Here is a 25,320-nt window from a genome sequence, read left to right as displayed (position 1 = left end):
GATTACCCTCCGATCTGACGCCAGCGGCGTCCATCGCGATGCATCAGCATCAGTGCTTCTTCGGGGCCGGAACTGCCCTGATCGTAGCGAGACGGGCGGTCGCCGCGCTGTTCCCAGCCCTGAATAATGGGATCGACCCAGGCCCAAGCGGCCTCAGCCTCATCACCGCGCATGAACAGCGTCTGATCGCCTCGGATGACATCCATGATCAGCCGCTCATAGGCATCTGGGGCTTGCGCCTCGGCCCCAAGCGCATCGGCAAAGCTCATGTCCAGTGCTACGTCCGACAGGCGGAACCCACCGGGACCCGGATCCTTGATCGTGGTGCGCAGGGTAATGCCTTCGTCGGGTTGCAGACGGATTACAAGCACGTTTCCGTGCAGGGGGCCGACATTGGGGAAAATGGTATGTGGCGGGTCGCGGAAGAACACCGCAATCTCGGATTCGCGCGCGCGCAGACGTTTGCCGGTGCGCAGATAGAAAGGCACACCCGCCCAACGCCAGTTACCAATATGAACCTTTAGGGCAATGAAGCTTTCGGTTCGGCTGGCGGGGTTGCCCACATGATCGACATAGCCGCCCTCACCCTTGTCCGCCCGGTATTGGCCGCGCGCGATATCCTTGGGCTCGACCGGCTCCAGCGCTTCGATGACTTTGACCTTTTCGTCACGCACGGCGTTTGGTGCGTATTTCGAAGGCGGCTCCATCGCTGTAAGGCACAGCAATTGCACCAGATGGTTCTGGATCATGTCCCGCATTGCACCGGATTGATCGTAATAGGCCCCGCGCCCTTCGACGCCCACGGTCTCGGCCACGGTGATCTGAACGTGATCGACATGGGTGGAATTCCAAAGCGGCTCGAACAGCGAGTTCGCAAAGCGCAGCGCCATCAGGTTCTGCACGGTTTCCTTGCCCAGATAATGGTCGATCCGATAAATCTGATGCTCTTCGAAACAGTCGCGCAAACCCTCGTTAAGTGCTTTAGCCGAGGCCAGATCATGACCAAACGGCTTTTCGACGACGATGCGACTGTCGGGTGTCGCCAAGCCAGTGCCATGCAAGCGCTGCGCAATGCCAGCAAACAGACTTGGCCCAACGGAAAGATAAAAGGCCCGCACAACATCATCACGCACCAGCTTTTTTAGATCGGGCCACCCGGCTTCACCCAAAGCGTCCACAGGCACATATTCGACATGTGCCAGAAACCGATCCAGCGTCTCGGACGAAAAGTCCGGTGCAAATTTCTGCATCGAGGCGCGGACCTGATCGCGGAACCCGTCGCTGTCGATCTCTGACCGCGCCGTGCCGATGATACGCGCGCCCTCGGGCATTTGACCAATCGCAAAACGATGGCACAGGCCCGGCAGGATCTTGCGTTGTGCCAGATCGCCGGTCGCCCCAAACAGCACCAGATCAAATGGTTCTACCGGAATTACGCGTGAAACCATCACGGGCTCCTTCTGAGTGTGCCGATATCAACCTCGCATGGCACGAAACCGCACAATACAAAGACTGTTATCGCTAACATTGCCAGTCAAATAGAAAGCTCCAGCAAAAAAATCAAGCAGAGTTTCCCAAACTGGATCGTTTTGCGCCCTACCCCTGATTGCGCAACCATTCCATCACAGCCGGGCGCACGCTTTGCTCGCCGCGATGGCGGGCGTCGGCAATGATTTTGCGCACCTCCGACAGGTCACAGCGCAACAACAGGCTTTTAACCGGGCCAATTGAGGCTGGACGCATCGACAATGTCCGTATGCCAATCGCCGCCAGACACAGAGCCTCGACCGGGCGGCCTGCGTCTTCGCCACAGAAGCTGAGGGGGGTGTCCGAGATATCGCAGCGCTCGACAATCCGCTCCATCAAACTCAGGAAACTGACATTCAGCGTGTCATATCGCCGGCGGACCAGCTCGTTTTCACGGTCGGCCGCAAAGAAAAACTGTTTGAGGTCATTGCCGCCGATCGAGATGAAATCCACCTCGTCAAAGAACTTCTGAGGGGCAAAAGCCAGCGATGGCGTTTCCAGCATCGCGCCGACCTCAAGCATTTCCGGCAGGACGTGGCCCAACCGTTTCTCACGCTCGATGGTTTTGTTCACCTCCCACCGGGCTTCGCGGAACTCGTCGGCCTGCGCGACAAAGGGGAACATAATGGTCAGCGGACGACCAATTGCAGCCCGTAGAAGCGCTTGCAACTGCATCCGCATAACGCCGCGTTTGTCCAGGCCCACGCGAATGGCGCGCCAGCCCAGCGCAGGGTTTGGTTCGGCCACGTGTTTCATGTAGGGCAACACTTTGTCCGACCCGATATCGAGGGTGCGGAACACCACCCGTTTGTCGCCTGCCGCGTCCAGAACACGTTGATATTGCGTGACAAGCTCGGAACGCTTTGGCATCTTGTTACGGATCAGGAATTGCAGTTCCGTGCGGAACAGGCCCACGCCTTCTGCGCCCGACGTACCCAGCGACGGCAGGTCAGCCATCAGACCCGCATTCATCACCAGATTGATGCGCGCGCCATCACGGGAAACACAAGGGGTTTCTCGGATCGAGGCATAGCGTTCCTGCGCCTTGGCCTGCATGGCGATCTTGTCACGAAAGGCACTGACCACGGTATCTTCGGGGCGCAAATGCACAACGCCCTGATCCCCATCGACCAGAATATGATCACCGTTCAACGCTTCGGTCGTAATCCGACCCACATGTACCACAAGCGGAATCGCCAGTGCCCGCGCCACGATGGTCGCATGACTGCCGACCGAGCCCTCCTCGAGCACGATTCCCTTCAGCGCCCGTCCGTATTCCAACAGGTCTCCGGGGCCGATATTGCGGGCGATCAGGATCGGATCAGGTGGCAAATCGGCACTGTCGGTCTTGCCCTGCCCGGTCAGAATGCGCAGCAGGCGGTTGCTCAGATCGTCCAGATCTGCCAGCCGTTCGCGCAGATAGGGGTCCGTCACCTGCCCCATGCGCGCCCGCGCCTGCGATTGCTCTTTCTCAACTGCAGCTTCGGCGCTGAGGCCAAGTGCTATGTCCTCTTCCATTCGGCGCATCCAGCCTTTGGAATTGGCAAACATGCGATAGGCTTCCAGCACTTTAAGCTGTTCCGTATCGCCGTTCTGAGAAATCTCGAGCATCTTGTCGACACCGACACGCAGTTCGTCGACCGCTTCGACCAGCCGTTCACGCTCTCGGTGGGGGTCTTCGGCAATCGGGTTTGTGACAACGACGCGAGGCTCATGAAGCCAGACATGTCCTTCCGCAGACCCTTCCTGTGCCTGACCACCACGCAGCAGAACCGATTGCTGGTGCAGCGGTGACAGTGCCGCGCCCTCGCCCACAAAAGCACCAAGCTCGGCCATTTCGGCCAGAACCATGGCAACCACTTCCAACGCATACACTTCGTCAGCGGAAAATTCGCGCGCTTCACGAGACTGGACCACCAAAACGCCCAGCTTTTCCCCTAGGCGCTGAACCGGGACGCCCAGGAAGGACGAATACCGTTCTTCGCCGGTTTCCGGCATGTACCGGAATCCCTTTTCGGACGGTGCATCCGCCGTATTCACGATTTTTCCGAACTTGGCGACGCGCCCCACAAGACCTTCGCCCATGCGCATCCGCGTTTTATGAACCGATTCAGGTGAGAGACCCTCGGTCGCGCACAGTTCCAGTGTCTCTTCATCGCGGAACAGGTAGACCGAGCACACCTCGGCCCGGATGCTGTCAGCAATCAGGTGGGTAATCCGGTCAAGGCGCTCCTGACCGGCGGCTTCGCTCGCCATTTCCTCGCGCAACCGCCGCAGCAGCTTACGGGATTCTGTTTCGGTGCCGTCCGCCATGGCCCACCCAGTTTAGTGTGTCAGGCGAGACCCTTGGCTGAAAAGCTCAGGCCGCCTTGTCCAGTTCAAAGGCATCATGCAGCGCCTGAACAGCAAGTTCCATGTATTTCCTGTCGACCAGAACGGAAATTTTGATCTCAGAGGTTGTAATGACCTTGATGTTGATCCCCTCATCCGAGAGCACATTGAACATTTTGGCCGCAACACCCGACTGCGAGCGCATGCCGATTCCCACAACCGAGACCTTGCAGACATCATTGTCGGCAACCAACTCAGCATAGTTCAACTCGCCCGCCTCTTTGATCGCAAGCAACGCTTTTTCTGCGCGTGCCACCTGATCGGTCGGGCAGGAGAATGTCATATCCGTGCGGCCCTCGTCCGAGATGTTCTGAACGATCATGTCCACATTCACACCCTCGTCGCTGAGCGCAGTGAAGATGATCGAGGCGATACCAGGGCGGTCGGCCACCGATACGACGGTCATCTTGGCTTCGTCACGGGAATAGGCCACACCGGCCACAACATTGGATTCCATGATATCCTCCTCGTCGCAGACCAAAGTACCGGCCTCGTCGGATTGTTCTTCGAAACTTGAGAGAACGCGCAGTTTCACTTTATAGCGCATCGCCAGCTCGACCGAGCGGGTTTGCAGCACTTTTGCGCCCAGCGATGCCAGTTCAAGCATTTCTTCGAACGAAATGCGGTCCAGCTTGCGCGCCTTTTCGCAGATGCGTGGATCGGTGGTGTAGACCCCATCCACATCTGTGTAGATGTCACAGCGCTCGGCACCGAACGCCGCTGCGAAAGCCACAGCTGTGGTGTCCGAGCCGCCGCGACCCAACGTGGTGATACGGCCCTCGGGACTAAGACCCTGGAAGCCCGCAACAACAGCCACTTTCATGCCTTCCCCGAACTTCTGGTTCAGGTTCTCGGTCGGGATCTCTTCGATTCGGGCCTGGCTGTGCGCGCTGGTGGTCAGCAGCGGCACCTGCCAGCCCTGCCAACTGCGTGCGGGAATATCCATTTCCTGCAAGGTCAGGGCCATCAGACCAGCAGTGACGTTTTCACCCGAAGACACAACAGCATCGTATTCACGCGCGTCAAACAGGGGCGATGTCTCATTCACCCAGCCCACCAGCTCGTTGGTTTTGCCGGACATGGCCGAGACGATGACGATCACGTCATAGCCTTTGGCAACTTCAACACCAATGCGCTTGGCGGCACGGCGGATGCGGTCCAGATTGGCGACAGATGTGCCACCGAATTTCATAACGAGTAAGGGCATGGGGGCAAAAGTCTCCGCGCCGTGGATTAGAGGTTCCGTGCCTCATATGCGAGGGGCATCCCAAGAGCAAGGGCGCAAAAGGCGTCTGCCTGCGGCGCAGGGCCGCTTTACTTTGTAAGGGCGTGGTGTCAGCCTAAGGACGACAACCAAATCAAGAGGTTCTACATGTTTCGCCTAGCCCTTGCCGTTGCTCTCCTTTCATCGCCTGCCCTGGCCCAAGTCGCAAGCGTCGCGGGGACTGATGGCCAGAACGCATTGGGGACTGTGCCCTGCGCCGCCAATGCAGGTGATCCGCTGCAAAGCTGTAATGCAGAGCTGCGCCGCCACGATGACGGCACAATAACGCTTGCAGTCGGTTTGGGCGGCGGACAAGTGCGAAATATTTATTTCAAAGATGGCGTGCCTGAATCCAGCAGCTCGACCTCGAAGATGTCTTATGAAACGCGCGGCGACCTGATGGTGATCTATATCGATCCAGGCGAGGTCTACGAGATCCCCAAGGCCGCACTGGCTACTCAGTAAGCGTGCGGCTGCCCGTCATAGGTTTCAAAACAACCTGAGGTGGACAGTGACAAGTCATCAAAACGGTCCATCAGGCCGGACACGGCCTGGTCGACATGAATGTCAGCCGCGACACCGCCCATATCGGTTTGAACCCAGCCCGGATGATAGATACCAACGGCAATACCGTCTTGCTTGAGGTCTGTCGCCAGGTTGCGACCCAAGTTCAACACCGCCGCCTTGGACGCGCGGTATATATAGCTGCCACCCGGCGCGCGGGTATGCGAGGCCATTTGCGACGACAGGATCGCCACCTTGCCGCCTGACGCGCGAAGATTGGGCAATAGGGCCTGAATGGTCAGGAACACTCCGGTAACGTTGGTCGCAAAGCTTTGCGCCCACATGTCGGCCGGGTAGTCGCTGATCGTGTGGCCCTTGTCCAGATACACGCCTGCATTGCAGATCAAAAGGTCAATGGGCTTATCCTTCAACCGTTCAGCCATAGCCGTTTGCTGCACCGGATCCGTTACGTCCAGACGCAATTGCGCGCTGTCGTCGCGCGACGTTCCGGTAACAGCTTCGCCCCTGTCGCTGTAGCGCTGAGACAGAGCGCGTCCGATGCCGCGATTGGCGCCGGTGATCACGACGTGCATGTGTCAGTTCGTCTTTCTGCTGGGGACAAAGGGCAACGGAGCGACCGGCACGCCATCTTCGATAAGCGATTTGGCCTCGTCTGGCTTGGCCTCTCCGTATATGGCGCGATCCGGGGCCTCGCCCAGATGGATCTTGCGCGCCTCGCTGGCAAAATCCTTGCCTACGTAATCCGAGTTTTCTTCGACATGACGCCGCATCTCGGCCAAAACCTTCTCAATTTCCGGCGACGGGGTGGCAACATCGATTTTCTCTTCCGCAGCTGGCGGTTGTTGAAGTTTCGGTTGCGCGTTTCGCGCCGGACGAACGCGTGGCGTCATGATCGCCTTTTCGACCCGCTCACATCCGCAGACCGCGCAGGTTACCATCCCTGCCGCAGCCAGTTTGTCGTAGGCTTCGGCGGATTGGAACCAACTGTCGAACGTGTGGCCTTCACTGCATTTCAACGCGTATTGAATCATGTTCTGTCCAAAAAATCGATTGGCGAATAGATACCGACCAAAATGACAATATCAAGCCTCTCGGGCCTGATCTTAATGTGCGTATGGCTTAAAGTCTCGTAACAGATTGGACAGTCCTGGTGAATGCACCTTAAGAGCTGCCTTTTTGAGCGGGTACCACTTGCGCTTGCGCATCCCTTGTTCCGGGAATTCCTGCGAAACGGACCGCACATGAACTGGGAACACATCCACCAGAATCAACACGGGCGGTCGATTCGGCTGGTGTTTGTGATGAAAAAACTGCCCCTGTCGAACCCCGCTGCTTTGACCGGAGACTCCTGCTTCTTCCCACGCCTCCTGCAAGGCCGTTTCAGCCGGGGACAAACCCGGGATGAACCAGCCTTTGGGAATAATCCAATGCTGCGCCTTGCGTGTTGTGATCAGCAACACCTCAGGCCGGTTGTTCTTGATCCGGTAACACAGTGCAGCGGCCTGCTGCAAAACGGGCTGTTCCGCAGCGTTAAGATCTTCAAGACGCAGCAGCGTTTGTTTCATGACCTGGCGGTTCCTTAGGTCAAAATTCAGCCCTTTCGCAAATAGGATCAAAACGAACCCATTTGGTGCAAGGCATGCTACAAGGTACCATATAATGTGTTGATCGCCAAGTCAGGCGCAGGTTTGATGGGCGAACTACATTCGGGCCGAAAGTTGCCGCACCAGTTCGTCGTGGGGAATATCAGCGTCGATTGCCAGACGTCTCAATCCAAAATGTACGCGTGCGATCTGCTGATAGTACCGCGTGTAGACATAGTTCGTCCCACCGCCGGCTAATGCTCCGAGTACAGGTACGGACTGAGCCGCCAGCTTTTGGCCAAGCACAATCGAAAAGCGCGGTGCAACCGCTGTAATCAGGCGCTGCATAGCGGGCCCCGTCAAGGTCAAGCGAACCGAGAAAAAGCCAAGATCCGCACCATCGTCATGGGAAAGCGGCCCCGAGGCGGACAGAACCCGCACACAGTCGAATTTCACGTTCTCTGCTGTAGGGTCAAAGCCTTCGCGCGCCGCAGCCCCTTGAATGGCGCGCAGCAGCATAGCGGTTGTTGCAGGCAATTCCATCAAAGCTGTCGAAACCCCACCCAGCCCGCCAGCCGCACCCATGGCCGTCGTGACAGCGGTATTCACCCAGGGTTTCTGATCGGGAACGGCGCGCCGTGAACCTTGCGCGGCGTGCATCGCCAGCCACAAAGCCTGCTCGGTTGCTCCGGTCAAGCCATGCCGCACCGGTTCCGGCAACTGCTCAAGCAAAGACTCGGCTGATCCGCCCAGCTTGTTCAGAAGTTTGACGCCAGCACCACCGGCAGATCGGTAGTGATCCGCCAGACGATCCAGTTCGGCCTCGGCATCCACGTTTTCGACAAGAACCACGTTGTGCATCTACGCCCTCCTGTCTATCAACATCGGCGTTGCGCGGCGTGGATTCAATAGGTCAGCGGCTCCAACGGGTCACTGCACCCTGAACTCCGGACCAGACGCCGGGTTTCAATTCCAATCCCAAAACCCTGTCAGGATTGGTGGGCGGCGGCATCTCGACCCCACTTAAACGCTGGAATCCGAACCGTTTGTAGTAAGGTTCATCACCCACCAGCATGACCCGCTGCCACCCGCGCGTGCGCCCTGCCTCAACACCTGCGTGGATCAGATACCCGCCCAGCCCCTCGCCCTGATGAGTAGGGTGTACGGCGACGGGCCCCAACAGTAACGCATCGTGATCGCCGACATGAACGGGCCAGAACCGGATTGCACCGGCCAGAATGCTCTGACCATCCCGCGCGACCAAAGACAGACCCGCAACCGGCGGCACGTCATCGCGCAATCGATAAGACGACAAAGCCTCACGACCCGGCGCAAAGCACAGGTCATAGAGGGCCTCAACCTCCCACCAATCGTCCGGCTCTTCCGGCCTGATCCCGAATTGCTGCACCCTGCCCTCTTTTCCTTGCTGGAATTCGCCCTAGCACTTCGGTACGCCTTGGGCAAACGCTTGGAGATCAGATGTTCTATCGCCCCGAAGACGGCCACGGCCTGCCGCACAACCCGTTCAACGCCATTATCACTCCGCGCCCGATCGGCTGGATTTCAACCCGGGATGCAAATGGGATCAACAATCTGGCACCTTATTCCTTTTTCAATGGCGTCGCCTACACGCCACCGCAGGTGATGTTTGCCACAACCGGCACCAAACACGATCAGAACGGAGGTAAGGACAGCATCGCAAATATCGAAGCGACCGGCGTTTTCTGTGTAAACGTGGTGGCTCATGCGCATCGGGACGCGATGAACGCAAGTTCAGCAGGCCTGCCGAAAGACGTCGATGAGTTTGAACATGCCGGGCTGTCACCCATCGAATGCGAAACGATTCCATGTTCCCGGATTGCAGGGGCTCCTGCTGCACTGGAATGCAAGCTCACCCAGATCGTCACTCTACCCGGTGAAGCCAATCGGGTAGTATTCGGCGAAGTAATCGGCGTGCACCTGCACGATGATCACATCCGGGACGGCAAGTTTGACGTGACATCGTTTCAACCATTGGCACGCCTGGGCTACCGGGATTACTCGGTTGTTTCCGAGTTGTTCTCACTCAATCGCCCAGATGATTAGCGTGATCCGGGGGCGCTGCCCCCGCCGCCCATTCCGGGCGATTCCCCCGAGGTATTTGACGCCAGATGAATAAAGGATCCCCTGCTTCATCTGGCGTCAAATACCTCGGAGCGCGAGGCAGAGCCTCGCAAAATGCTTAGTGCCCGCCCAGAATTCCAGTGCGGACAGAGTAATCGACCGCCAGTTCGTAATCCGGGTCGTCGTCACTGTCGACCATCAGGTGTCCGGCCTTATTCAGCAGCTTGTGACAATCGCGGCTCAGGTGGCGCAGCATGACACGTTTTCCCGCAGCTTCGTATTTCGCAGCGATGTTTTCGATGGCCTGCAAGGCTGACTGATCCACAACGCGGCTTTCGGCAAAATCAACAATCACTGTTTCAGGGTCGTTCGGGACATCGAAAAGCTCGATAAAACCATCGGAGGACCCAAAAAACAGAGGCCCCTGAATTTCATAGACCTTTGCGCCCTTTTCGGTCTCAGAGTCGCGCGTGACCGCGTGAATGCGTTTGGCGTTGTTCCAGGCATAAGCCAGTGCCGAGACGATGACGCCGACCACAACGGCAACCGCAAGGTCCTCCATCACGGTCACGACGGTCACCAGCACGATCACGAAAGCATCCGTCATGGGAACCTTGCGCATGATCTTGAACGAGTTCCAGGCAAAGGTGCCGATCACCACCATGAACATCACACCGACCAATGCGGCCAGCGGGATTTGTTCGATCAGGGGCGAGGCAAACAGGATAAAGACCAGCAGGAACAGCGCCGCAGCGATACCGGCGATACGAGTTCGGCCGCCGGATTTCACGTTGATCATCGACTGACCAATCATTGCGCAGCCGCCCATGCCGCCAAAGAACCCGGTCACGATATTCGACGCACCCTGCGCGATACATTCCTGAGACGCGCCGCCACGTTTACCGGTGATCTCGCCCACAAGGTTCAGGGTCAGCAGGGATTCGATCAGACCAATGGCCGCCAGAATGACAGCATAAGGCAGAATGATTTCGAACGTTTCCCAGTTCAGCGGCACCATCGGGATGTGGAACGCAGGGAGACCGCCTTCGATCGAGGCAAGATCGCCAACGCGTGGCACGTCCAGTCCCAGGCCGATCACCAGAGCTGCGACCACCAGAATTCCGGCCAGAGGCGCAGGAATGATACGCGTGACACGCGGCATGACCCAGATCACCGCCATTGTCAGCGCCACAAGACCCAGCATGGTATAAAGCTGCATTCCCGACAGCCATTCCCCTCCGCTCATGCCATGGCCGGTGTTTTCCATGGTTCCGGGCACCTTGAACTGTCCCATCTGGGCCAGAAAGATCACGATGGCCAGACCGTTCACAAAGCCCAGCATCACCGGATGCGGCACCAAACGGATAAAGCGTCCCCAATGCATCGCCCCGGCTATGACTTGGAGAATTCCCATAAGAACAACGGTCGCAAACAGATATTCAACTCCGTGTTCGGCAACCAGCGCGACCATAACCACCGCCAAAGCGCCGGTTGCGCCCGAGATCATACCGGGCCGCCCGCCGATCAGTGCCGTGATCAGGCCAACCAGGAACGCCGCATAGAGACCAACCAGCGGGTGCACGCCTGCGACAAAGGCAAAAGCCACGGCCTCGGGCACCAGCGCAAGGGCCACGGTCAGGCCGGACAAGAGTTCGATCCGCAGGCGAGAGAAGGTCAACCCCTCATCAGGCACCCAGCGCAGATCGGGCATGGCAACGCGGTTGGCAAAACTTGCCAGCAAGGCTCGGGGCATTGGTCAGTCCTATAGGGTTTTATGTTCGCGCGAAGGCGCCTATGTAGCGGACACAAGGGTGTTGAGCTACCGCATCAAGCGGGATGCAGCCATGTGCTTGATGCATACCTCGGCCTCGCGGCAACGTGACTTGCAGGTCTACGCTTCACCAACCAACAGTGTGGTCATGCGTTGGATCATGCTCTTTCTCGTCTCAGCCCTGCCCGCTTTGGCCCAGGATCTGGAAGGTAACGACACGGCCGGGAATTGGCGGGTCACGCATCACGAAATTTTCGGGATATGGAATTCGATCTGCGACGAACGCGAAGAACACGGGGCGTTGAAGCAGCGGTGTTACATCCGACGGGCAGAGGTGTTTTCGCTAAGACCGAAATTTGCGGCACAGTTCGTTTTCATCACGCCAGAGGTCGAAGGCTTCAAGGTGGAATTCGGAATGGAACCCGGCACCCTTTTCAATCCGTACGGGTTTCGCATCGACAAGGGTAATGAAACCATCTGGCGCACGCGGCGTCCCGGTTGCCTGACCGGGCTTGGCTGCACCTTCGAAGATCAGCGTGCCGAAGACCTGTTAGATGCCATGCTGGCCGGGGACGCGTATCGCTTTGTATTTCGTGACAGGCATGGGCAATCGCAGGACTTAACCTGGCCACTGGAAACATTCGGCACAGCCTGGGCTGATTTCAAGACACAGTCCCGTCTGCGCAACCTGTTACCGAAACAGGATTAGCCCCCTTGTCAAAAGCCCCCCCAACCCGCAAAAATTCAACAGCAATTCAATACGTGGAGCAGGACTTTGACCCAAACCAAGATTGCCGTTATTGGCGGATCAGGCATTTATGAGATCGACGGGCTGGAAAATGCGGAATGGGTCGAGGTTGAGACTCCTTGGGGAACACCATCGGACCACATCCTGACCGGATCATTGGGCGGGGTTGAAATGGCCTTTTTGCCACGACACGGGCGCGGCCACGTGCATTCGCCAACCGATGTGCCCTATCGCGCTAATATTGACGCGTTAAAGCGGCTTGGCGTGACGGATGTGATCTCGGTTTCAGCCTGCGGATCGTTTCGCGAGCATATGGCACCCGGCGATTTCGTGATTGTCGATCAGTTCATCGACCGGACTTTTGCACGGGATAAGAGCTTTTTCGGAAGTGGCTGTGTGGCTCATGTCAGCGTGGCGCATCCGACTTGCCCGCGCCTGTCAGACGCCTGCGAAACAGCAGGGAAAGCCGCAGGCATCAACATCCATCGTGGCGGCACCTATCTGGCGATGGAGGGGCCTCAGTTCTCATCCCTAGCAGAATCCAAGATGTACCGCGAGCAATGGGGCTGCGATGTGATTGGCATGACCAACATGCCCGAAGCCAAACTCGCCCGAGAGGCCGAGCTTTGTTACGCCTCGGTTGCGATGGTCACGGATTATGACAGCTGGCACCCGGACCATGGTGAGGTTGACGTGACCGCCATCATCGCCACGCTGACCGGCAACGCAGACAAGGGTCGTGCTTTGGTCAAGGGTCTGCCTGCATTGCTGGGGGCTGAACGAGAACCTTGCCCGCATGGCTGTGACAGGGCCTTGGAATACGCGATCCTGACTGCCCCTGATAAACGCGACCCTGCGCTGTTGGCCAAGCTGGACGCAGTGGCAGGACGCATTCTCTGACGTTACCTTTGTGGCAAACGGTCCTGAACAGTTTGCCACAGACCATGTGACCACAAGTCATTGTGGGTTCCGTCGGGAACCGCGAAGAACTCCACCCTTTCACCACCCATGTCGGCAAGCCGTTCTCCGTGATGCACGGGAACGGTCTGATCGTCGGTGCCGTGGAAGATCAATGTCGGCACCTCGATCGCGTCGATGATGTCTCGGGTGGCGAACTGGTCGCGCATCAGGGCCGATACGGGCAACCAAGGGTAACGTTCAGCCGCCACATCCACGGTCGCCGTAAACGGCGCTTCCAACACCAGCATCTCGGCCTCGGGCCTTTGTACTGCAACCGCCGAAGCCACTCCTGTACCAAGACTTTGGCCATGTAGAACAACTGGCTCTCCGGCGCTGTGCAATTGGTCAAACAACTCTAATCCGTCCGAGATCAAACCCGCCTCGGACGGCGCGCCTGCACTGCCGGGAAACCCGCGATAGCTGGGCGCCAGTAGCCCGTAGCCGCTGTTCAGTATCTCTCGGAACCGATCCGCGCGATCGCTCAGATTGCCGCTCTGGCCATGAAAAAACAATACGGTCGGGGCACCTTCGACGGCTGCCGGTGCGGCCCAAGCCGTCAGAACCGTACCATCGGACATAGGCATTGAAAGCACATCGATATCCGCCAAAGAAACCGAGGCTGGATCAGGCAATTCACCGTCTGGCTTGTAAAGCAGCGATTGCTGGTTGAAGTACATGTATCCGACGATGACCCCATACACGACGCCCCCGGCCAACAAGAGGCCAAGCAGCAACCGTTTGATACGATTGATCCGCCTCATCGTATTGGCATCTGTACTTTGGATCTGCACCTTTGCCTCCTGCGAAGTTATACCCTTTAGTCTGGGCAGGTTCAGGACCGTTTCAAGATGAATGAGCAAAGCTTCATCTAAACTTCAAGCCGTTGTCACACTGCTCAAATCCATCAGCTTTGCGATTCAGATGCGAGAAACGCACAGGTGCTCGATCTTGCCGCCTCAAAAACAGCTAAACGATCAAGGCAGAGACTTGACGTTGGCATCATACAAGGGCTTGGTGTGACGACACCTCTACAGGAGACCCCATGTCGCTTGAACTCTGGCTGGCTTTTGTCGCCGCGTCCACCGCTTTGCTGCTGATCCCCGGCCCGACCGTGTTGCTGGTGCTTAGCTATGCGCTGTCCAAGGGCCGCAGCGTTGCTGTGGCCTCGGCAACTGGAGTCGCGGTGGGGGATCTTTTCGCGATGACCGCCTCACTGTTGGGGTTGGGTGCGCTGGTGCTGGCATCCGCCACCTTATTTTCAGTGCTCAAATGGGTCGGGGCTGCCTATCTGGTCTGGCTTGGGATCAAATTGCTGCGAAGCGCACCGTCCGGCGGGCTGAACGCGGTCGACACCGAGCGCGATGTAACGGCGCGCAATGTGTTTGGGCACGCCGCTGCCGTGACCGCACTGAACCCGAAATCCATCGCCTTTTTCATCGCCTTTGTTCCGCAGTTCCTGCGTCCAGCCGATCCGCTGGGTCCCCAATTCGTCATCCTGATCGCGACATTTGTGGGGCTGGCCTGGCTGAACGCGTTGGCCTATGCGCTGCTGGCCGACCAGCTTCGGCGCGTGATTGGCCGTGCCAGCGTTATCACGGCAATGACGCGATTTGGTGGACTGACTTTGATCGGAATGGGGGTCGCGACGGCTGTTCTGCGCCGCCCCGCCTGAGGCGCGCTTAGTCCTCGGCGTGTTCTTTCATGAAACCGCGAATAAACCGGCGGATTTCGCGTGCGGCTGACGTGTCCAGCTCTTTGCACAACTCCACAAAAGCGTCGCGCTCATCCTTGTCCAAGCGCAGGACCAGCTGACTGTTTTTCTTGGTCGATCCCTTGCCGTCTTTCTTAGCCACGCGCGCTGTCCCCAACATCATCTTGCAATTTTAGGCGATGCATTGTATATACATAGCATAGTGATTGTCGTTATCGGGCACTTAACAACAATAAAAGGAATATGGCAATGAACCTTCATACTGCTCAGGCATTTCTATTGCGAGATCAACGCAATTGGCGCAAACCGCACCTGTCCTGGTTGCCCGCCACGCTGTATCGCTACAAAAGCCTGCCCAAGGCTATCGTGACCCGCCGTTCCTGACCGTGCGCCGGAATGGCATCTTGCATGGTGTCGTTTGATAGGCCAAAAACCCTTGCGTGTTTTGCCGCTAAAAGGGTTGGCCTATGTCCAGAAATAAATCTGTCAAAGATTACATCCGAACCATCGTCGATTTCCCCCACGAAGGGATCATGTTTCGCGATGTAACAACCCTTTTTGCCGACCCGCGCGGGTTTCGGATGGCGATCGACCAGATGCTGCACCCCTACGCCGGTGAGCGGATCGACAAGGTGGTTGGGCTTGAAGCGCGGGGATTTATCCTGGGCGGTGCGATTGCGCATCAGCTGAGTGTTGGTTTTGTGCCGATCCGCAAAAAAGGCAAACTGCCCGGAACCACAATCAGCCAAGACTATAAACTTGAATACGGTGAGGCCATTGTCGAAATCCACGACGATGCCATCCAACCCGGTGAAAAGATTCTGGTGGTCGATGATCTGCTGGCCACAGGCGGCACGGCGGCGGCAGGCATCAAGCTGATCGAACGGCTTGGCGGCGAAATTATCTCATGCGCATTCATCATCGACCTTCCCGAGTTGGGAGGCCGCAAAGTTCTTGAAGACATGAACATGGATGTGCACGTGCTGTGCGAATTTGAAGGGCTCTGATCGAAAGAACTTCACAAAAACGTGACTGGAAGCCAAAAGCCGCGCTGGCTTAGCGCGGCTTGTTTGTTGATCAAGTCGCAAGTTGGCTCAAAACAAGTGATCTTGCTGTGAGGCTACTGCGTAACTCGGGTGATGCTGCTTGAAGCATTCTAACCTAGGGAGATTAGCATATGTTCCGCAAACTCGCCGCCGCCGGTGTCGCCTCGATACTGTTAACCACAACTGCTTTGGCCGATGGTCACGGAAAGGATATTGTTGACACAGCTGTTGCCGCTGGCAGCTTTGAAACACTTGTTGCTGCTGTGCAGGCCGCCGAACTGGTGGACACGCTGAAAGGCGAAGGCCCGTTCACAGTGTTTGCCCCAACCGACGACGCGTTCGCGGCTTTGCCTGAAGGCACTGTTGAAAACCTGCTGAAGCCTGAAAACAAGGATCAACTGGTTGCCATCCTGACCTATCATGTTGTGCCAGGTAAGGTCATGTCAGGTGATCTGAGCGACGACATGACCGCCGCAACCGTTCAGGGCGGCGACATCACAATCGATCTGGATTCTGGTGTGATGGTCAATGATGCGAACGTCGTTCAGGCCGATATCGAGACAAAGAACGGCGTAATTCATGTGATCGACAAGGTGATCCTGCCTGCATCGTAAAGAAATCGTCGGGCACGGCCCCTGGTGTGGGCCGTGTTCACACCTTCAGGACCGCACCGGGGTTCATGATACCCTGCGGATCCAAAGCTGCCTTGATGGCCCGCATCGCACTCAGCTTGACCGGATCGCCATAACGCTCCAGATCGTCGGTCTTCAGACGCCCCACCCCATGTTCCGCACTGACCGAGCCGTCATAGGCGTCAACCAGATCATGCACCGCTTGTTTGATGACACCGCGTTGATCTTCAAATTCTGATCGGCTGTGCCCATTGGGTGGAAATACATTGTAATGCAGGTTGCCATCCCCAAGGTGCCCAAAGCAATTGATCCGGTACGGGCCAAGTTCAGCGATCATCTTTCCACCTTCGCGAATGAAGTCAGGAATTCTGGAAATCGGAACCGAAATATCGTGGCTCGAAACCGAACCGATCAGCCGATTGGCCTCGGGGATGCGTTCGCGTACCGCCCAAAGATCGGCACGTTGGGCTTCGCTTTGCGCAATCACTCCGTCCAGAACTTGCCCACGATCTTCGGCGGCAACGTAGAGAGTCTCCAAAGCATCTGAAGATGATTGACCAGCGGCCAGACCCAGCATGATCAATACGCACCACTCTGGGCGGGTGCTGAACGGTTGGCGGACGTCTGGAAGAACCTCTGACAGGAAATCAAACCCTTGCCGGTGGATCAGTTCAAAAGTGCTGACAGTCTCGCCCACCTGATCCCGTGCCAGCGCCAGCAGGTCAATGGCCGCTTCAGGTGAAGCCACCTGAAACATGGCCGTGCCCTGAACTGCAGGCTTTGGAAACAGCTTGAGGGACGCCGCCGTAATGATGCCCAATGTGCCCTCGGCCCCGATCAGAAGATCGCGCAGGTCATAGCCAGTGTTGTCCTTCCGCAAGCGGCTGAGCCCATGCCAAATCTCGCCATTGGGCAGCACCGCCTCAAGCCCCAGACACAGATCGCGCGCGTTGCCGTAGCGGAGTACGTTGACGCCCCCGGCATTGGTCGACAGATTGCCCCCGATCCGGCAGGACCCCTGCGCCGCCAATGACAGTGGAAACAGCCGATCCACTTCCTCAGCCGCCACTTGAACGTCTTGCAGAATGGCACCGGCTTCGGCGATCAGAATGTTTTCAGTCGGAAACACAGACCGAATAGCTGTCATGCGCTCCAAAGAGATCAGCAAAGGTGGCGGGCCGTCTGCGATCACCTGCCCGCCTACCAGACCTGTGCCGCCGCCATAAGGGACAACCGGCACTCGCTCCTCTGCAGCCAACCGCACCAACGCGGCAACCTCTTCGGTGTTTCGGGGAACAGCCAACACACCGATCTGGCCAGCGAACCGCCCGCGCGGTTCTTCCAGATACCGAACTTCTACGGGGCGCAGGATATCTTCGCCCAATGTCGAACGGATCAGCGCAGCAAAACGGGCATCGGCGGGGTTCAAACTCATACGTTTTCAATGCCCAAGTAACGCGGCTGCGGCAAGCCCTATTCCAGATCAATCAGATATTGCGGTTCCAGAACAATTACCGTCGGCCTGTCTGGCAGATCCCTGAGGGAAACGGTGAGTTCTGACACCCCCTGGCGGTCAACTGGAAATGTATCACGAATATCGACCAGAAACCGATCCAGCGAGAACCCCGAGAACCAATGCATCGGAATAATCACCGAACTCTTCAGCCGCTTCAAAACCGAGATCATGTCCGGCAAGGGCATCGTGGTCCCCCCATCAACCGCAGCCATGACCACATCCAGCCGCCCCAAAGCGGCAAACTGTTCGTCCGATGGCACATGATGCAGATGGCCCAGATGACCGATACACAGACCCTCGACCTCGAATACAAAGATCGAGTTCCCGCGTTCCTCGACCCCGCCATAGACTGACCGGATATCGGTGGAAACATTCCGCACCAGCATCTCACCCAGATCGAGATGATGCTCAATGCCCTGCCCGAACTCTCCCCATCCCGGTAGAACATGCGGGATCGCCGGGTTGGGATGGGCGGTCCAATGGGTGCTGTGGGCATGGTTCATCGTCACAACATCGGGAATCAAATCCGCACTGCCGATGAACCCTGTAAAATCCGTGACGGCATTCAACCCACCCCGCGTCTGGATCAGAAACGACGCGTGCGCGATGTAGCTGATCCGCACGGAAAATTCCGGCACTGGATCCTGCCAAGCCGCTTTGTGAAGGTATTCAATACCCGGCGCGGCATCAGCAACGGCAATGCAATGGCTCGGCCGCCGCTCCTGCGCTGCAGCCCCGCCCGAAATCACCATCAATGCCGCAACCAACCAGCGCATAACCCAAGTGTAGCGCAGAACGCGCCCGAGTCATGCCCCCTTGTTCATCTGGCCAAAAATACCTCGGGGGAGGCGCGGCAAGCCGCGACGGGGGCAGCGCCCCCTAACCCGCGTCGGTTTTCCCGCGCCTGTCGGATCGTAGGCTGGCATACAAAACGTGTGTCCGCCACCGCCCGTTGATCTGCAGGTAAGATTGCGCCACACCTTCGTATTTGAAGCCCGAGCTTTCCAACAACCCGCGCGAAGCCCGGTTTTCCGGTAAGCAGGCCGCTTCGATCCGGCTCAGATCCAGTCGGGTAAAGGCGTGATGAACCATCGCACCAATTGCTTCACGCATGTATCCCTGCCGGGCAAAAGCCTGACCGGTCCAATATCCCAGAGTACCCGCCTGCGCGGGACCACGCCTTATATTGTCAAGCGTGATGGCCCCCACCAGAACGTCATCCTCGCGACGAAACAGGAACAGCGGTATCGCAGTGCCACTGGCGACCGAACGCTGTGCCCAATACACCCGATTGGTAAAAGACTTGCGGCTTAGATGATCGCTGGCCCAGACAGGCTCCCACGGCGTCAGATAGTCTTTTGAAGACCGCCGCAACGCGGACCAGTTATTGAAATCGGAATGTACAGGCGGGCGCATGCTAAGCCGCGCGGTTTCGAGTTTCAGCTTGCGTCTGCCCAACAGCATCACGCCGCCCGCCTCTCCTGCAGTTCGGCCAAACTTGGCGCACCAGACACAGGCCCATAAAGCGCCAGAGCTGCCGGAGCCTGTACAGCCATGGTTTCTGCAAAGGCTCTCACATCTTCAGTGCCAACCGCATCGATCTTGGCAACAGTATCCTCAAGCGAGGGCACCCTACCCCAAATCTGCACCAGCCGCGCCAAACGTTCGGCCCGGTTCGATGGGCTTTCCAGTCCCATCAACATTCCGGCCTTCATCTGGGCGCGGGCACGGGCGACCTCTTCTGCGCTCATGTCCTCGGCCGCGCGCTTCATCTCATCAATGGTGATTGTCGCCAACTCACCAACCTGATCCGCCGAGGTTCCCGCATAAATCGTGGTTGTACCAGTATCAGCGTAAGCACCGGTCTGAGCAAATATTGTGTAGCACAGCCCGCGCGTTTCCCTCACCTCCTGGAACAAACGCGAGGACATGCCGCCGCCCAAAGCCGTCGAATAAATCTGCGCCGTATAAATCGCATCGTCGCGGTAACCGGGGCTTTCCAGCGCCAGGGCAAAGTGCGCCTGCTCCAACTCTTTCTCTTGCCGTGCCTCACCCCCGGTGAACCGTGCAGCGTCCGGGATCAGGCCCTTGCGCGGTTGCAGGTGCCCGAACATCTCTTCGGCCATTTTCATCAACGCATCGTGATCCACTGCACCGGCAGCCGACAGGATCATCTGCTCGGGGCCGTAATGCTCGGCTACAAAGCCCGACAGATCCTCGCGTGAAAACGCACTGACCTTTTCAGTTGGCCCCAGAATAGTGCGGCCCAAGGGTTGGTCGTGATAGCTCTGCTCTTGCAGCCAGTCAAAGATCACGTCGTCCGGCGTGTCATAGGCCTGACCGATTTCTTGCAGGATCACCCCACGCTCGACCTCGATCTCACGCGGATCGAAAACCGGGTTTAGAACGATGTCGCCGATCACATCCATGGCCAGCGCGACGTCGTCTTTGAGAACACGCGCGTAGTAGGCCGTCACCTCGCGCGAGGTATAGGCGTTGATATAGCCGCCCACATCCTCGATCGCTTCAGCGATTTGCAGCGCAGAACGACGCTCGGTTCCCTTGAACGCCATATGTTCAAGGAAATGCGCGATGCCGTTTTGCTCGATCCGCTCATGCCGCCCACCGGCGGTCACCCAGATGCCGATGGCCGCTGATTGCAGCCCCGGCATGTGTTCACTGACGATACGAAAGCCGTTCTTCAGTTGGTCTTGTCTGACAGTCACTCGGCGATATGCCCTTTGATATGATCCTCGAGGGCACCCAGATCATTTGCAATGCGGGTTACCCGTTCCGGACGTTCATACAGATCAGACATGCGGGATGGAAGAGGCGGATGCACGTCGCTCGCCTTCTCGACAGCCGCCGGGAACTTTGCAGGGTGCGCAGTCGCCAGGGTGATCATCGGCACATCAGCCACTCGGTGCTCTTCCGCAACCTTGATACCAATGGCGGTGTGCGGGCAAACCAGTTCCGCGCTATGCGCCAGCGTGTGCTTGATCGTTTCCAGCGTCTGATCTTCGGATACGCGGCCCGAGTCGAAACTCTCACGCAGCGCCTCCATCGCGCCCTGGCTGACGTTGAAGCCGCCATTCTTGAGCCCGTCCATTAACTGAGCGACCGCGCTGCCATCCTCGCCATAAGCGTAGTACAATGCGCGCTCAAAGTTCGAGCTGACCTGAATGTCCATCGAGGGGCTGATCGAGGGGATGGTATCTCCCTTGAAATACCCCTCACCACTCAGACAGCGGTGCAGGATATCGTTCTGATTTGTCGCAACCACCAACCGATCAATGGGCAGGCCCATCCGCTTGGCCAAATAGCCCGCAAAAATATCCCCAAAATTGCCGGTCGGCACGGTGAAGCTGACCTTGCGATGTGGCGCGCCAAGACTGACGGCAGCAGAAAAATAATACACGATCTGCGCCAGTACGCGGGCAAAGTTGATCGAGTTCACACCAGCCAGTTTCACGCTGTCGCGGAAGTCAAAGTCGTTGAACATGTCCTTCAGCGCGGCCTGACAATCGTCAAAATCACCATCCACGGCCAAAGCATGCACATTGCTGTCCGCTGGTGTTGTCATCTGTCGCCGCTGCACCTCGGACACGCGGCCATGTGGGTACAGGATGAACACATCCACCGCGTCCAGCCCCCGGAAGGCTTCAATGGCAGCGGAACCTGTATCACCACTGGTTGCACCCACGATGGTCACGCGGTCATTGCGGCGCTTCAAAGCCACCTGGAACAGCTGACCGATCAATTGCATCGCAAAGTCTTTGAAAGCCAGCGTGGGCCCATGGAACAGCTCCAGCAGGAAGTGGTTCTCGTTCAACTGTTTCAATGGCGCACGGGCATCGTGGCCGAACCCGGCATAGGCGCGTGTGATGATTTCCTTGAACTCACCTTCGGCAAATGAGCCGCTGACATAGGGCCACATCACCCGGAACGCGATTTCCTCATAAGGCAGACCGGCCAAAGCGGCGATCTCGTCGTGGCCCATCACCGGGATCTCGGCGGGCAGGTACAGGCCGCCGTCGCGGGCCAGACCGGTCAGCATCGCCTCTTCAAATGTCAGTTCAGGCGCTTGGCCACGGGTCGAGATGTATTTCATGTCGCGTCACTCTCAGAATTGGCGCGGCTGCGCCACAGGAAGTATACGGTCATCGCGGCCCAGACCAGAGCCAGACCAAACCAGGTGATTGCATATTGCAGGTGATCATTCGGGATGCCCGCCGTATCGACCGGTAAGGGCGTCACATTCGGGTCGGTTTGTGACCGGGCGATCAACAGAACCGGTTCAGCCCCCAAAGCAGCGGCCAAGTTCTGTACGTCACGGGCGAACCAGATATTGGCGTCGATATCCGCCTCAGGCGTGTAACTGTCGATCTCATCCGGCCAGTGAAGATTCCCGGCAATCTCCATTGGGCCGGTCAAACGCTCGGTGTCTTTGGCAGTTGTTGGAACAAAGCCCCGATCCACAAGGATCGTACGATCCCCTGTGTTGAAAGACTGGATGATGCGATAACCCGCCCCTACCTGTTTCACTGAGACCAGCACGTGAATTTCCCCGGGAACCATTTCACCTGACACGATCACCGGCAGATATTTGTCCGCATCCTCTGACACCTGCGCTGGCAGATCCACAGGATCCGCCGAAATTCGATCCTCAATCTCGGCCAGCAACTCTTGTTTCCATGACAGACGCTGCACTTGCCAAATGCCAAGCGACAGCAACACGCCCAGACCGGCGAGACCGAAGATCAGCAGGAATAGAATGCGGTGCATGGCGGGATCAGACCTCGTTGCAGGAACCGGCGTCTTGTTAAGGGCGGAGCAGACGAAAATGCAACCACGCAATTGTATCGGGCGCAATCTTGTACCCAGAACAGAGAAAAAGCCGCCCCAGAGGGCGGCTTTTCCAATTGGATTACCTGATCGGCATTACATCAGCGGGGCTTGGCCCCAAATGTAGACGGCGAAGAACAGGAACAGCCAGACAACGTCAACGAAGTGCCAGTACCATGCTGCCGCCTCAAAACCCACATGCTTCTCGGGGGTAAAGTCGCCCTTAAGAGCACGGATCAGACAGACCGTCAGGAAGATTGTCCCGATGATCACGTGCGCGCCGTGAAAACCGGTTGCCATGAAGAAGTTCGAATAGAACTGATCGCCGCCGAATTCCCAGCCTTCGTGGGCCAGCAGCTCGTAGTATTCGTAGGCCTGCAGGAAGGTGAACAGCAGACCCAGTACGATACCGATGGCCAGACCGTTGATCAGCGCCTTGCGGTCATTGTCATGCACCAGCGCGTGGTGTGCCCAGGTGATCGCACAGCCCGACAGCAGCAGGACCAGAGTGTTGATCAGCGGCAGGTGGAAGGGGTCAACCGCATGAATATCCGGCTGGATGTATTCAGTGCCGGCATAGTCGTACATCGGATACATGCGATGCTTGAAGAACGACCAGAACCAAGCGAAGAAGAACATCACTTCGGACATCACAAACAGGATGAAACCATAACGCAAACCGATGCGGACGACGGGCGTGTGATCGCCTTGACGGCTTTCAACAACCACTTCGGACCACCATGCGAACATGGTGTAAAGCACCGCGACCAGACCGGCCCAGAACATCCACGGCGTAAGGCCATGCATCCAAAGGACGGCCCCGAACAGCATCACAAAGCCACCAACGGCTCCGATCAGAGGCCAGATCGACGGGGCCAGAATGTGATAATCGTGGTTTTTAGCGTGTGCCATCAGCGTCCCTCACCTACAGGCGTTAGTTCGTGTTTGTATCTGCCTGCGTTTCAAGGGCGGCATAGCCCTCGGGCAGGTCAATTTCGTAGAATGTATACGACAGCGTGATCGTATGAACATACTTTGCTTCAAGATCGTCGACCAGTTCCGCGTCGACGAAGAAGGTCACCGGCATCTCTACACGTTCGCCGGGTTGCAGCACCTGCTCTTCAAAGCAGAAACAGGCGATTTTCTGGAAATACCCACCCGCCGAATAGGGGGCGACGTTGTAAGAGGCTTGGCCCGCAATCGGCCGGTCGGTTGGGTTGTATGCTTCGTAGAAGGCAAGCCCGGTTTCGCCGATGCGCACTTCCATCTCACGCTCAATCGGTTTGAACTCCCAAGCCATGCCCTTGGCCTTAGAGGCGTCAAACCGGACGGTGATGGTGCGATCCAGAATTTCTTCGGGCGCTGACTCAGCTACACCCGTGGTGCCGCCAAAACCCGTTACCCGGCAGAACCAGTCATAAAATGGCACAGCCGCCCAGGCCAGACTGCCCATAAGGATGACTACGCCAACAGTCTGTGCAACCGTTTTCTGCGGACCTGTCAAAGCCATCAGTTCTGAACCTCCTGTGGTGCCATACCGAAATCCGTGCCCGAGACCTTTACGACCGTCAGCCCAAAAATGATTACGATAAATGCGGCCAGTGTCAGACCAACACCCAGATTGCGACTGAAGCGGCGCTGATGCAACTCATGGTTCTTGCGCAGGCTCATGACCAACCTCCCAGGCCATAAGGTTTCAGCAAAGCTTCAACCAGAATGGCACCGAAATGCAGGAAGAGATAGAGCAGCGACAGTTTGAAAAAGCTGCGCTCAACCTTGAAATTATCGGCTTCGGAATCCTCTTCGGTCCGCCGCGAGATTTGCCAAGCTCCGCGCAGGAACAGGGCGTTCAGCACCAGCGCAACCGCCAGATAAACCGGGCCACCGATATTCGAGAACGCTGTGCCGACAGCCAGCACCGCAAGCAGCGCCGTGTAGACCAGAATATGAAACCGTGTGGCGCGGCGGCCATGTGTAACGGTCAGCATCGGAACACCCGCATCATCATAATCCGAGCGCATGAACAGAGCCAACGCCCAGAAATGCGGTGGAGTCCACATGAAGGTCAGGGCGAACATCAGCCAGGGCTCAACCGTCATCGATCCGGTAGCAGCAACCCAGCCGATCACGGGCGGGAACGCACCAGCGGCACCGCCGATGACGATGTTCTGCGGCGTCGAACGCTTGAGCCACATTGTGTAGACAACAACGTAGAAAAAGATCGTGAAGCCCAGAAACGCGCCTGCAAACCAGTTTGTTGCAAGACCCAGCATGATCACGGACAGGCCCGAAAGAGCCAGCCCAAGCGCCAGCGCCTCACCCTCTTCCACCTTACCGGAAGGGATCGGGCGACCCTTGGTGCGTTTCATCACGCGGTCGATATCTGCGTCCCACCACATGTTCAAAGCGCCAGACGCTCCACCGCCGATCGCTATGAACAAAATGGCGCAAAAGCCAACGAAAGGATGCACGGAAACGGGTGCCGCCAGCAGTCCGACAAGCGCGGTGAAGACAACCAGAGACATCACACGCGGCTTCAGCAGAGCGAAGTAGTCGCCAAAGCTGGCCTCGTCCGCATGGGCGGTCGCAGTGCTGGCATTGATGCTTGCGTCGGTCATTTCCGGTCCTTCTGGGGCGAAAGCTGCGCGATCACCCGCGCAGCCTGCGTCATGTCCAAGGAGGGGTTATCCCCGCCCAT

29 protein-coding genes are annotated in these 25,320 nt (G+C 57.5%); 8 read left to right on the top strand and 21 right to left on the bottom strand.

Translation table 11 applies throughout. The features are described 5' to 3' along the window. Nucleotides 1-2 precede the first annotated feature (2 nt). The 3 genes from zwf to ACXADZ_RS04950 form a co-directional block, all read right to left on the bottom strand. The gene (gene zwf / locus ACXADZ_RS04960) at nucleotides 3-1,448 is read right to left on the bottom strand and encodes a glucose-6-phosphate dehydrogenase (protein WP_475193170.1); all 1,446 of its coding nucleotides are present in this window, start codon (nucleotides 1,446-1,448) and stop codon (nucleotides 3-5) included. A 148-nt stretch (nucleotides 1,449-1,596) separates the two neighbouring features. Next, on the bottom strand, nucleotides 1,597-3,840 hold the full coding sequence (gene ptsP / locus ACXADZ_RS04955; RefSeq protein WP_475193168.1) for a phosphoenolpyruvate--protein phosphotransferase: 2,244 nt from the start codon (nucleotides 3,838-3,840) through the stop codon (nucleotides 1,597-1,599). Between the two features lie 46 nt (nucleotides 3,841-3,886). Further along, nucleotides 3,887-5,125, bottom strand: a complete 1,239-nt coding sequence (locus ACXADZ_RS04950; protein WP_171094108.1) for an aspartate kinase — start codon at nucleotides 5,123-5,125, stop codon at nucleotides 3,887-3,889. 165 nt (nucleotides 5,126-5,290) lie between these two features. On the opposite strand from ACXADZ_RS04950, the gene ACXADZ_RS04945 reads away from it, so the two are divergent. Beyond that, nucleotides 5,291-5,647: a hypothetical protein gene (locus tag ACXADZ_RS04945; protein ID WP_475193166.1), complete on the top strand. Its 357-nt coding sequence runs from the start codon at nucleotides 5,291-5,293 to the stop codon at nucleotides 5,645-5,647. On the opposite strand, the gene ACXADZ_RS04940 is transcribed toward ACXADZ_RS04945, so the two are convergent. From ACXADZ_RS04940 to ACXADZ_RS04920, 5 genes are all read right to left on the bottom strand, one after another. Further along, the gene (locus ACXADZ_RS04940; RefSeq protein WP_475193165.1) at nucleotides 5,641-6,279 is read right to left on the bottom strand and encodes an SDR family oxidoreductase; all 639 of its coding nucleotides are present in this window, start codon (nucleotides 6,277-6,279) and stop codon (nucleotides 5,641-5,643) included. The genes ACXADZ_RS04945 and ACXADZ_RS04940 overlap by 7 nt on opposite strands. Nucleotides 6,280-6,282: 3 nt before the next feature. Next, nucleotides 6,283-6,738: a DUF1178 family protein gene (locus ACXADZ_RS04935; protein ID WP_475193162.1), complete on the bottom strand. Its 456-nt coding sequence runs from the start codon at nucleotides 6,736-6,738 to the stop codon at nucleotides 6,283-6,285. Nucleotides 6,739-6,810: 72 nt separating this feature from the next. Then, the gene (locus tag ACXADZ_RS04930) at nucleotides 6,811-7,272 is read right to left on the bottom strand and encodes an NUDIX hydrolase (RefSeq protein WP_475193160.1); all 462 of its coding nucleotides are present in this window, start codon (nucleotides 7,270-7,272) and stop codon (nucleotides 6,811-6,813) included. 135 nt (nucleotides 7,273-7,407) lie between these two features. Continuing rightward, nucleotides 7,408-8,151 carry an EcsC family protein gene (locus tag ACXADZ_RS04925; protein ID WP_475193159.1) on the bottom strand — a complete coding sequence of 248 codons (744 nt, stop codon included), beginning with the start codon at nucleotides 8,149-8,151 and terminating at the stop codon, nucleotides 7,408-7,410. Between the two features lie 52 nt (nucleotides 8,152-8,203). Beyond that, entirely contained in the window at nucleotides 8,204-8,698 is a 495-nt protein-coding gene (locus tag ACXADZ_RS04920) for a GNAT family N-acetyltransferase (RefSeq protein WP_475193156.1), read from the bottom strand. Nucleotides 8,699-8,769: 71 nt separating this feature from the next. On the opposite strand from ACXADZ_RS04920, the gene ACXADZ_RS04915 reads away from it, so the two are divergent. Continuing rightward, nucleotides 8,770-9,375 carry a flavin reductase family protein gene (locus ACXADZ_RS04915; protein WP_475193153.1) on the top strand — a complete coding sequence of 202 codons (606 nt, stop codon included), beginning with the start codon at nucleotides 8,770-8,772 and terminating at the stop codon, nucleotides 9,373-9,375. Nucleotides 9,376-9,511: 136 nt separating this feature from the next. On the opposite strand, the gene ACXADZ_RS04910 is transcribed toward ACXADZ_RS04915, so the two are convergent. After that, nucleotides 9,512-11,146, bottom strand: coding sequence for a SulP family inorganic anion transporter (locus tag ACXADZ_RS04910; RefSeq protein ID WP_171647542.1), 1,635 nt, complete (start codon nucleotides 11,144-11,146; stop codon nucleotides 9,512-9,514). Between the two features lie 61 nt (nucleotides 11,147-11,207). Between ACXADZ_RS04910 and ACXADZ_RS04905 the strand changes: the two genes are divergently transcribed. Together ACXADZ_RS04905 and ACXADZ_RS04900 are read left to right on the top strand one after the other, a co-directional pair. Further along, nucleotides 11,208-11,873: a hypothetical protein gene (locus ACXADZ_RS04905; RefSeq protein WP_475193150.1), complete on the top strand. Its 666-nt coding sequence runs from the start codon at nucleotides 11,208-11,210 to the stop codon at nucleotides 11,871-11,873. 66 nt (nucleotides 11,874-11,939) lie between these two features. Continuing rightward, nucleotides 11,940-12,812: an S-methyl-5'-thioadenosine phosphorylase gene (locus tag ACXADZ_RS04900; protein WP_475193147.1), complete on the top strand. Its 873-nt coding sequence runs from the start codon at nucleotides 11,940-11,942 to the stop codon at nucleotides 12,810-12,812. 2 nt (nucleotides 12,813-12,814) lie between these two features. On the opposite strand, the gene ACXADZ_RS04895 is transcribed toward ACXADZ_RS04900, so the two are convergent. After that, nucleotides 12,815-13,663 (bottom strand): alpha/beta hydrolase, encoded by an 849-nt coding sequence (locus ACXADZ_RS04895; RefSeq protein ID WP_475193146.1) that lies wholly within the window; start codon nucleotides 13,661-13,663, stop codon nucleotides 12,815-12,817. Between the two features lie 251 nt (nucleotides 13,664-13,914). On the opposite strand from ACXADZ_RS04895, the gene ACXADZ_RS04890 reads away from it, so the two are divergent. Continuing rightward, nucleotides 13,915-14,544 carry a LysE family translocator gene (locus ACXADZ_RS04890; RefSeq protein WP_475193145.1) on the top strand — a complete coding sequence of 210 codons (630 nt, stop codon included), beginning with the start codon at nucleotides 13,915-13,917 and terminating at the stop codon, nucleotides 14,542-14,544. A 7-nt stretch (nucleotides 14,545-14,551) separates the two neighbouring features. Here the strand turns inward: ACXADZ_RS04890 and ACXADZ_RS04885 are convergent, their stop codons facing one another. After that, nucleotides 14,552-14,725 (bottom strand): hypothetical protein, encoded by a 174-nt coding sequence (locus ACXADZ_RS04885; RefSeq protein WP_170384937.1) that lies wholly within the window; start codon nucleotides 14,723-14,725, stop codon nucleotides 14,552-14,554. 107 nt (nucleotides 14,726-14,832) lie between these two features. Here ACXADZ_RS04885 and ACXADZ_RS04880 point away from each other — a divergent pair, with 107 nt between their 5' ends. The 3 genes from ACXADZ_RS04880 (at nucleotide 14,833) to ACXADZ_RS04870 (ending at nucleotide 16,243) form a co-directional block, all read left to right on the top strand. Next, entirely contained in the window at nucleotides 14,833-14,967 is a 135-nt protein-coding gene (locus ACXADZ_RS04880; RefSeq protein ID WP_256367903.1) for a hypothetical protein, read from the top strand. An 83-nt stretch (nucleotides 14,968-15,050) separates the two neighbouring features. Beyond that, nucleotides 15,051-15,590 (top strand): adenine phosphoribosyltransferase, encoded by a 540-nt coding sequence (locus ACXADZ_RS04875; protein WP_475193141.1) that lies wholly within the window; start codon nucleotides 15,051-15,053, stop codon nucleotides 15,588-15,590. A gap of 170 nt (nucleotides 15,591-15,760) precedes the next feature. Next, nucleotides 15,761-16,243 (top strand): fasciclin domain-containing protein, encoded by a 483-nt coding sequence (locus ACXADZ_RS04870; RefSeq protein ID WP_475193139.1) that lies wholly within the window; start codon nucleotides 15,761-15,763, stop codon nucleotides 16,241-16,243. Between the two features lie 37 nt (nucleotides 16,244-16,280). On the opposite strand, the gene ACXADZ_RS04865 is transcribed toward ACXADZ_RS04870, so the two are convergent. The 10 genes from ACXADZ_RS04865 to cyoE all read right to left on the bottom strand — a co-directional run bounded on the left by ACXADZ_RS04865 (nucleotide 16,281) and on the right by cyoE (nucleotide 25,240). Beyond that, nucleotides 16,281-17,696: an FAD-binding oxidoreductase gene (locus tag ACXADZ_RS04865; protein WP_475193137.1), complete on the bottom strand. Its 1,416-nt coding sequence runs from the start codon at nucleotides 17,694-17,696 to the stop codon at nucleotides 16,281-16,283. A gap of 38 nt (nucleotides 17,697-17,734) precedes the next feature. Then, nucleotides 17,735-18,553 carry an MBL fold metallo-hydrolase gene (locus tag ACXADZ_RS04860; RefSeq protein WP_475193135.1) on the bottom strand — a complete coding sequence of 273 codons (819 nt, stop codon included), beginning with the start codon at nucleotides 18,551-18,553 and terminating at the stop codon, nucleotides 17,735-17,737. Between the two features lie 103 nt (nucleotides 18,554-18,656). Next, entirely contained in the window at nucleotides 18,657-19,241 is a 585-nt protein-coding gene (locus ACXADZ_RS04855) for a GNAT family N-acetyltransferase (protein WP_171094139.1), read from the bottom strand. Beyond that, the gene (locus tag ACXADZ_RS04850; protein ID WP_475193133.1) at nucleotides 19,241-20,503 is read right to left on the bottom strand and encodes a M16 family metallopeptidase; all 1,263 of its coding nucleotides are present in this window, start codon (nucleotides 20,501-20,503) and stop codon (nucleotides 19,241-19,243) included. The genes ACXADZ_RS04855 and ACXADZ_RS04850 overlap by 1 nt, the downstream gene beginning before the upstream one ends. Then, nucleotides 20,500-21,888 carry a threonine synthase gene (gene thrC, locus ACXADZ_RS04845; protein WP_475193131.1) on the bottom strand — a complete coding sequence of 463 codons (1,389 nt, stop codon included), beginning with the start codon at nucleotides 21,886-21,888 and terminating at the stop codon, nucleotides 20,500-20,502. Before thrC ends, ACXADZ_RS04850 begins: the two co-directional genes overlap by 4 nt. Then, the gene (locus ACXADZ_RS04840; protein WP_475193128.1) at nucleotides 21,885-22,562 is read right to left on the bottom strand and encodes an SURF1 family protein; all 678 of its coding nucleotides are present in this window, start codon (nucleotides 22,560-22,562) and stop codon (nucleotides 21,885-21,887) included. The genes thrC and ACXADZ_RS04840 overlap by 4 nt, the downstream gene beginning before the upstream one ends. Before the next feature lie 156 nt (nucleotides 22,563-22,718). Then, a complete protein-coding gene (locus ACXADZ_RS04835) occupies nucleotides 22,719-23,534 on the bottom strand; it encodes a cytochrome c oxidase subunit 3 (RefSeq protein ID WP_171094145.1) in 816 nt (271 codons plus the stop codon). Nucleotides 23,535-23,556: 22 nt separating this feature from the next. Beyond that, nucleotides 23,557-24,132, bottom strand: coding sequence for a cytochrome c oxidase assembly protein (locus ACXADZ_RS04830; RefSeq protein ID WP_475193126.1), 576 nt, complete (start codon nucleotides 24,130-24,132; stop codon nucleotides 23,557-23,559). Further along, the gene (locus tag ACXADZ_RS04825) at nucleotides 24,132-24,293 is read right to left on the bottom strand and encodes a hypothetical protein (RefSeq protein ID WP_171094149.1); all 162 of its coding nucleotides are present in this window, start codon (nucleotides 24,291-24,293) and stop codon (nucleotides 24,132-24,134) included. Before ACXADZ_RS04825 ends, ACXADZ_RS04830 begins: the two co-directional genes overlap by 1 nt. Beyond that, the gene (gene cyoE, locus ACXADZ_RS04820) at nucleotides 24,290-25,240 is read right to left on the bottom strand and encodes a heme o synthase (protein WP_171186863.1); all 951 of its coding nucleotides are present in this window, start codon (nucleotides 25,238-25,240) and stop codon (nucleotides 24,290-24,292) included. The genes ACXADZ_RS04825 and cyoE overlap by 4 nt, the downstream gene beginning before the upstream one ends. Nucleotides 25,241-25,320 lie beyond the last annotated feature (80 nt).

The organism is Ruegeria sp. ABM4_193 (genome assembly GCF_056158705.1).
The sequence above is the reverse complement of the archived record's forward strand: the minus strand, read 5'-3'. Positions and strand labels throughout refer to the sequence as shown.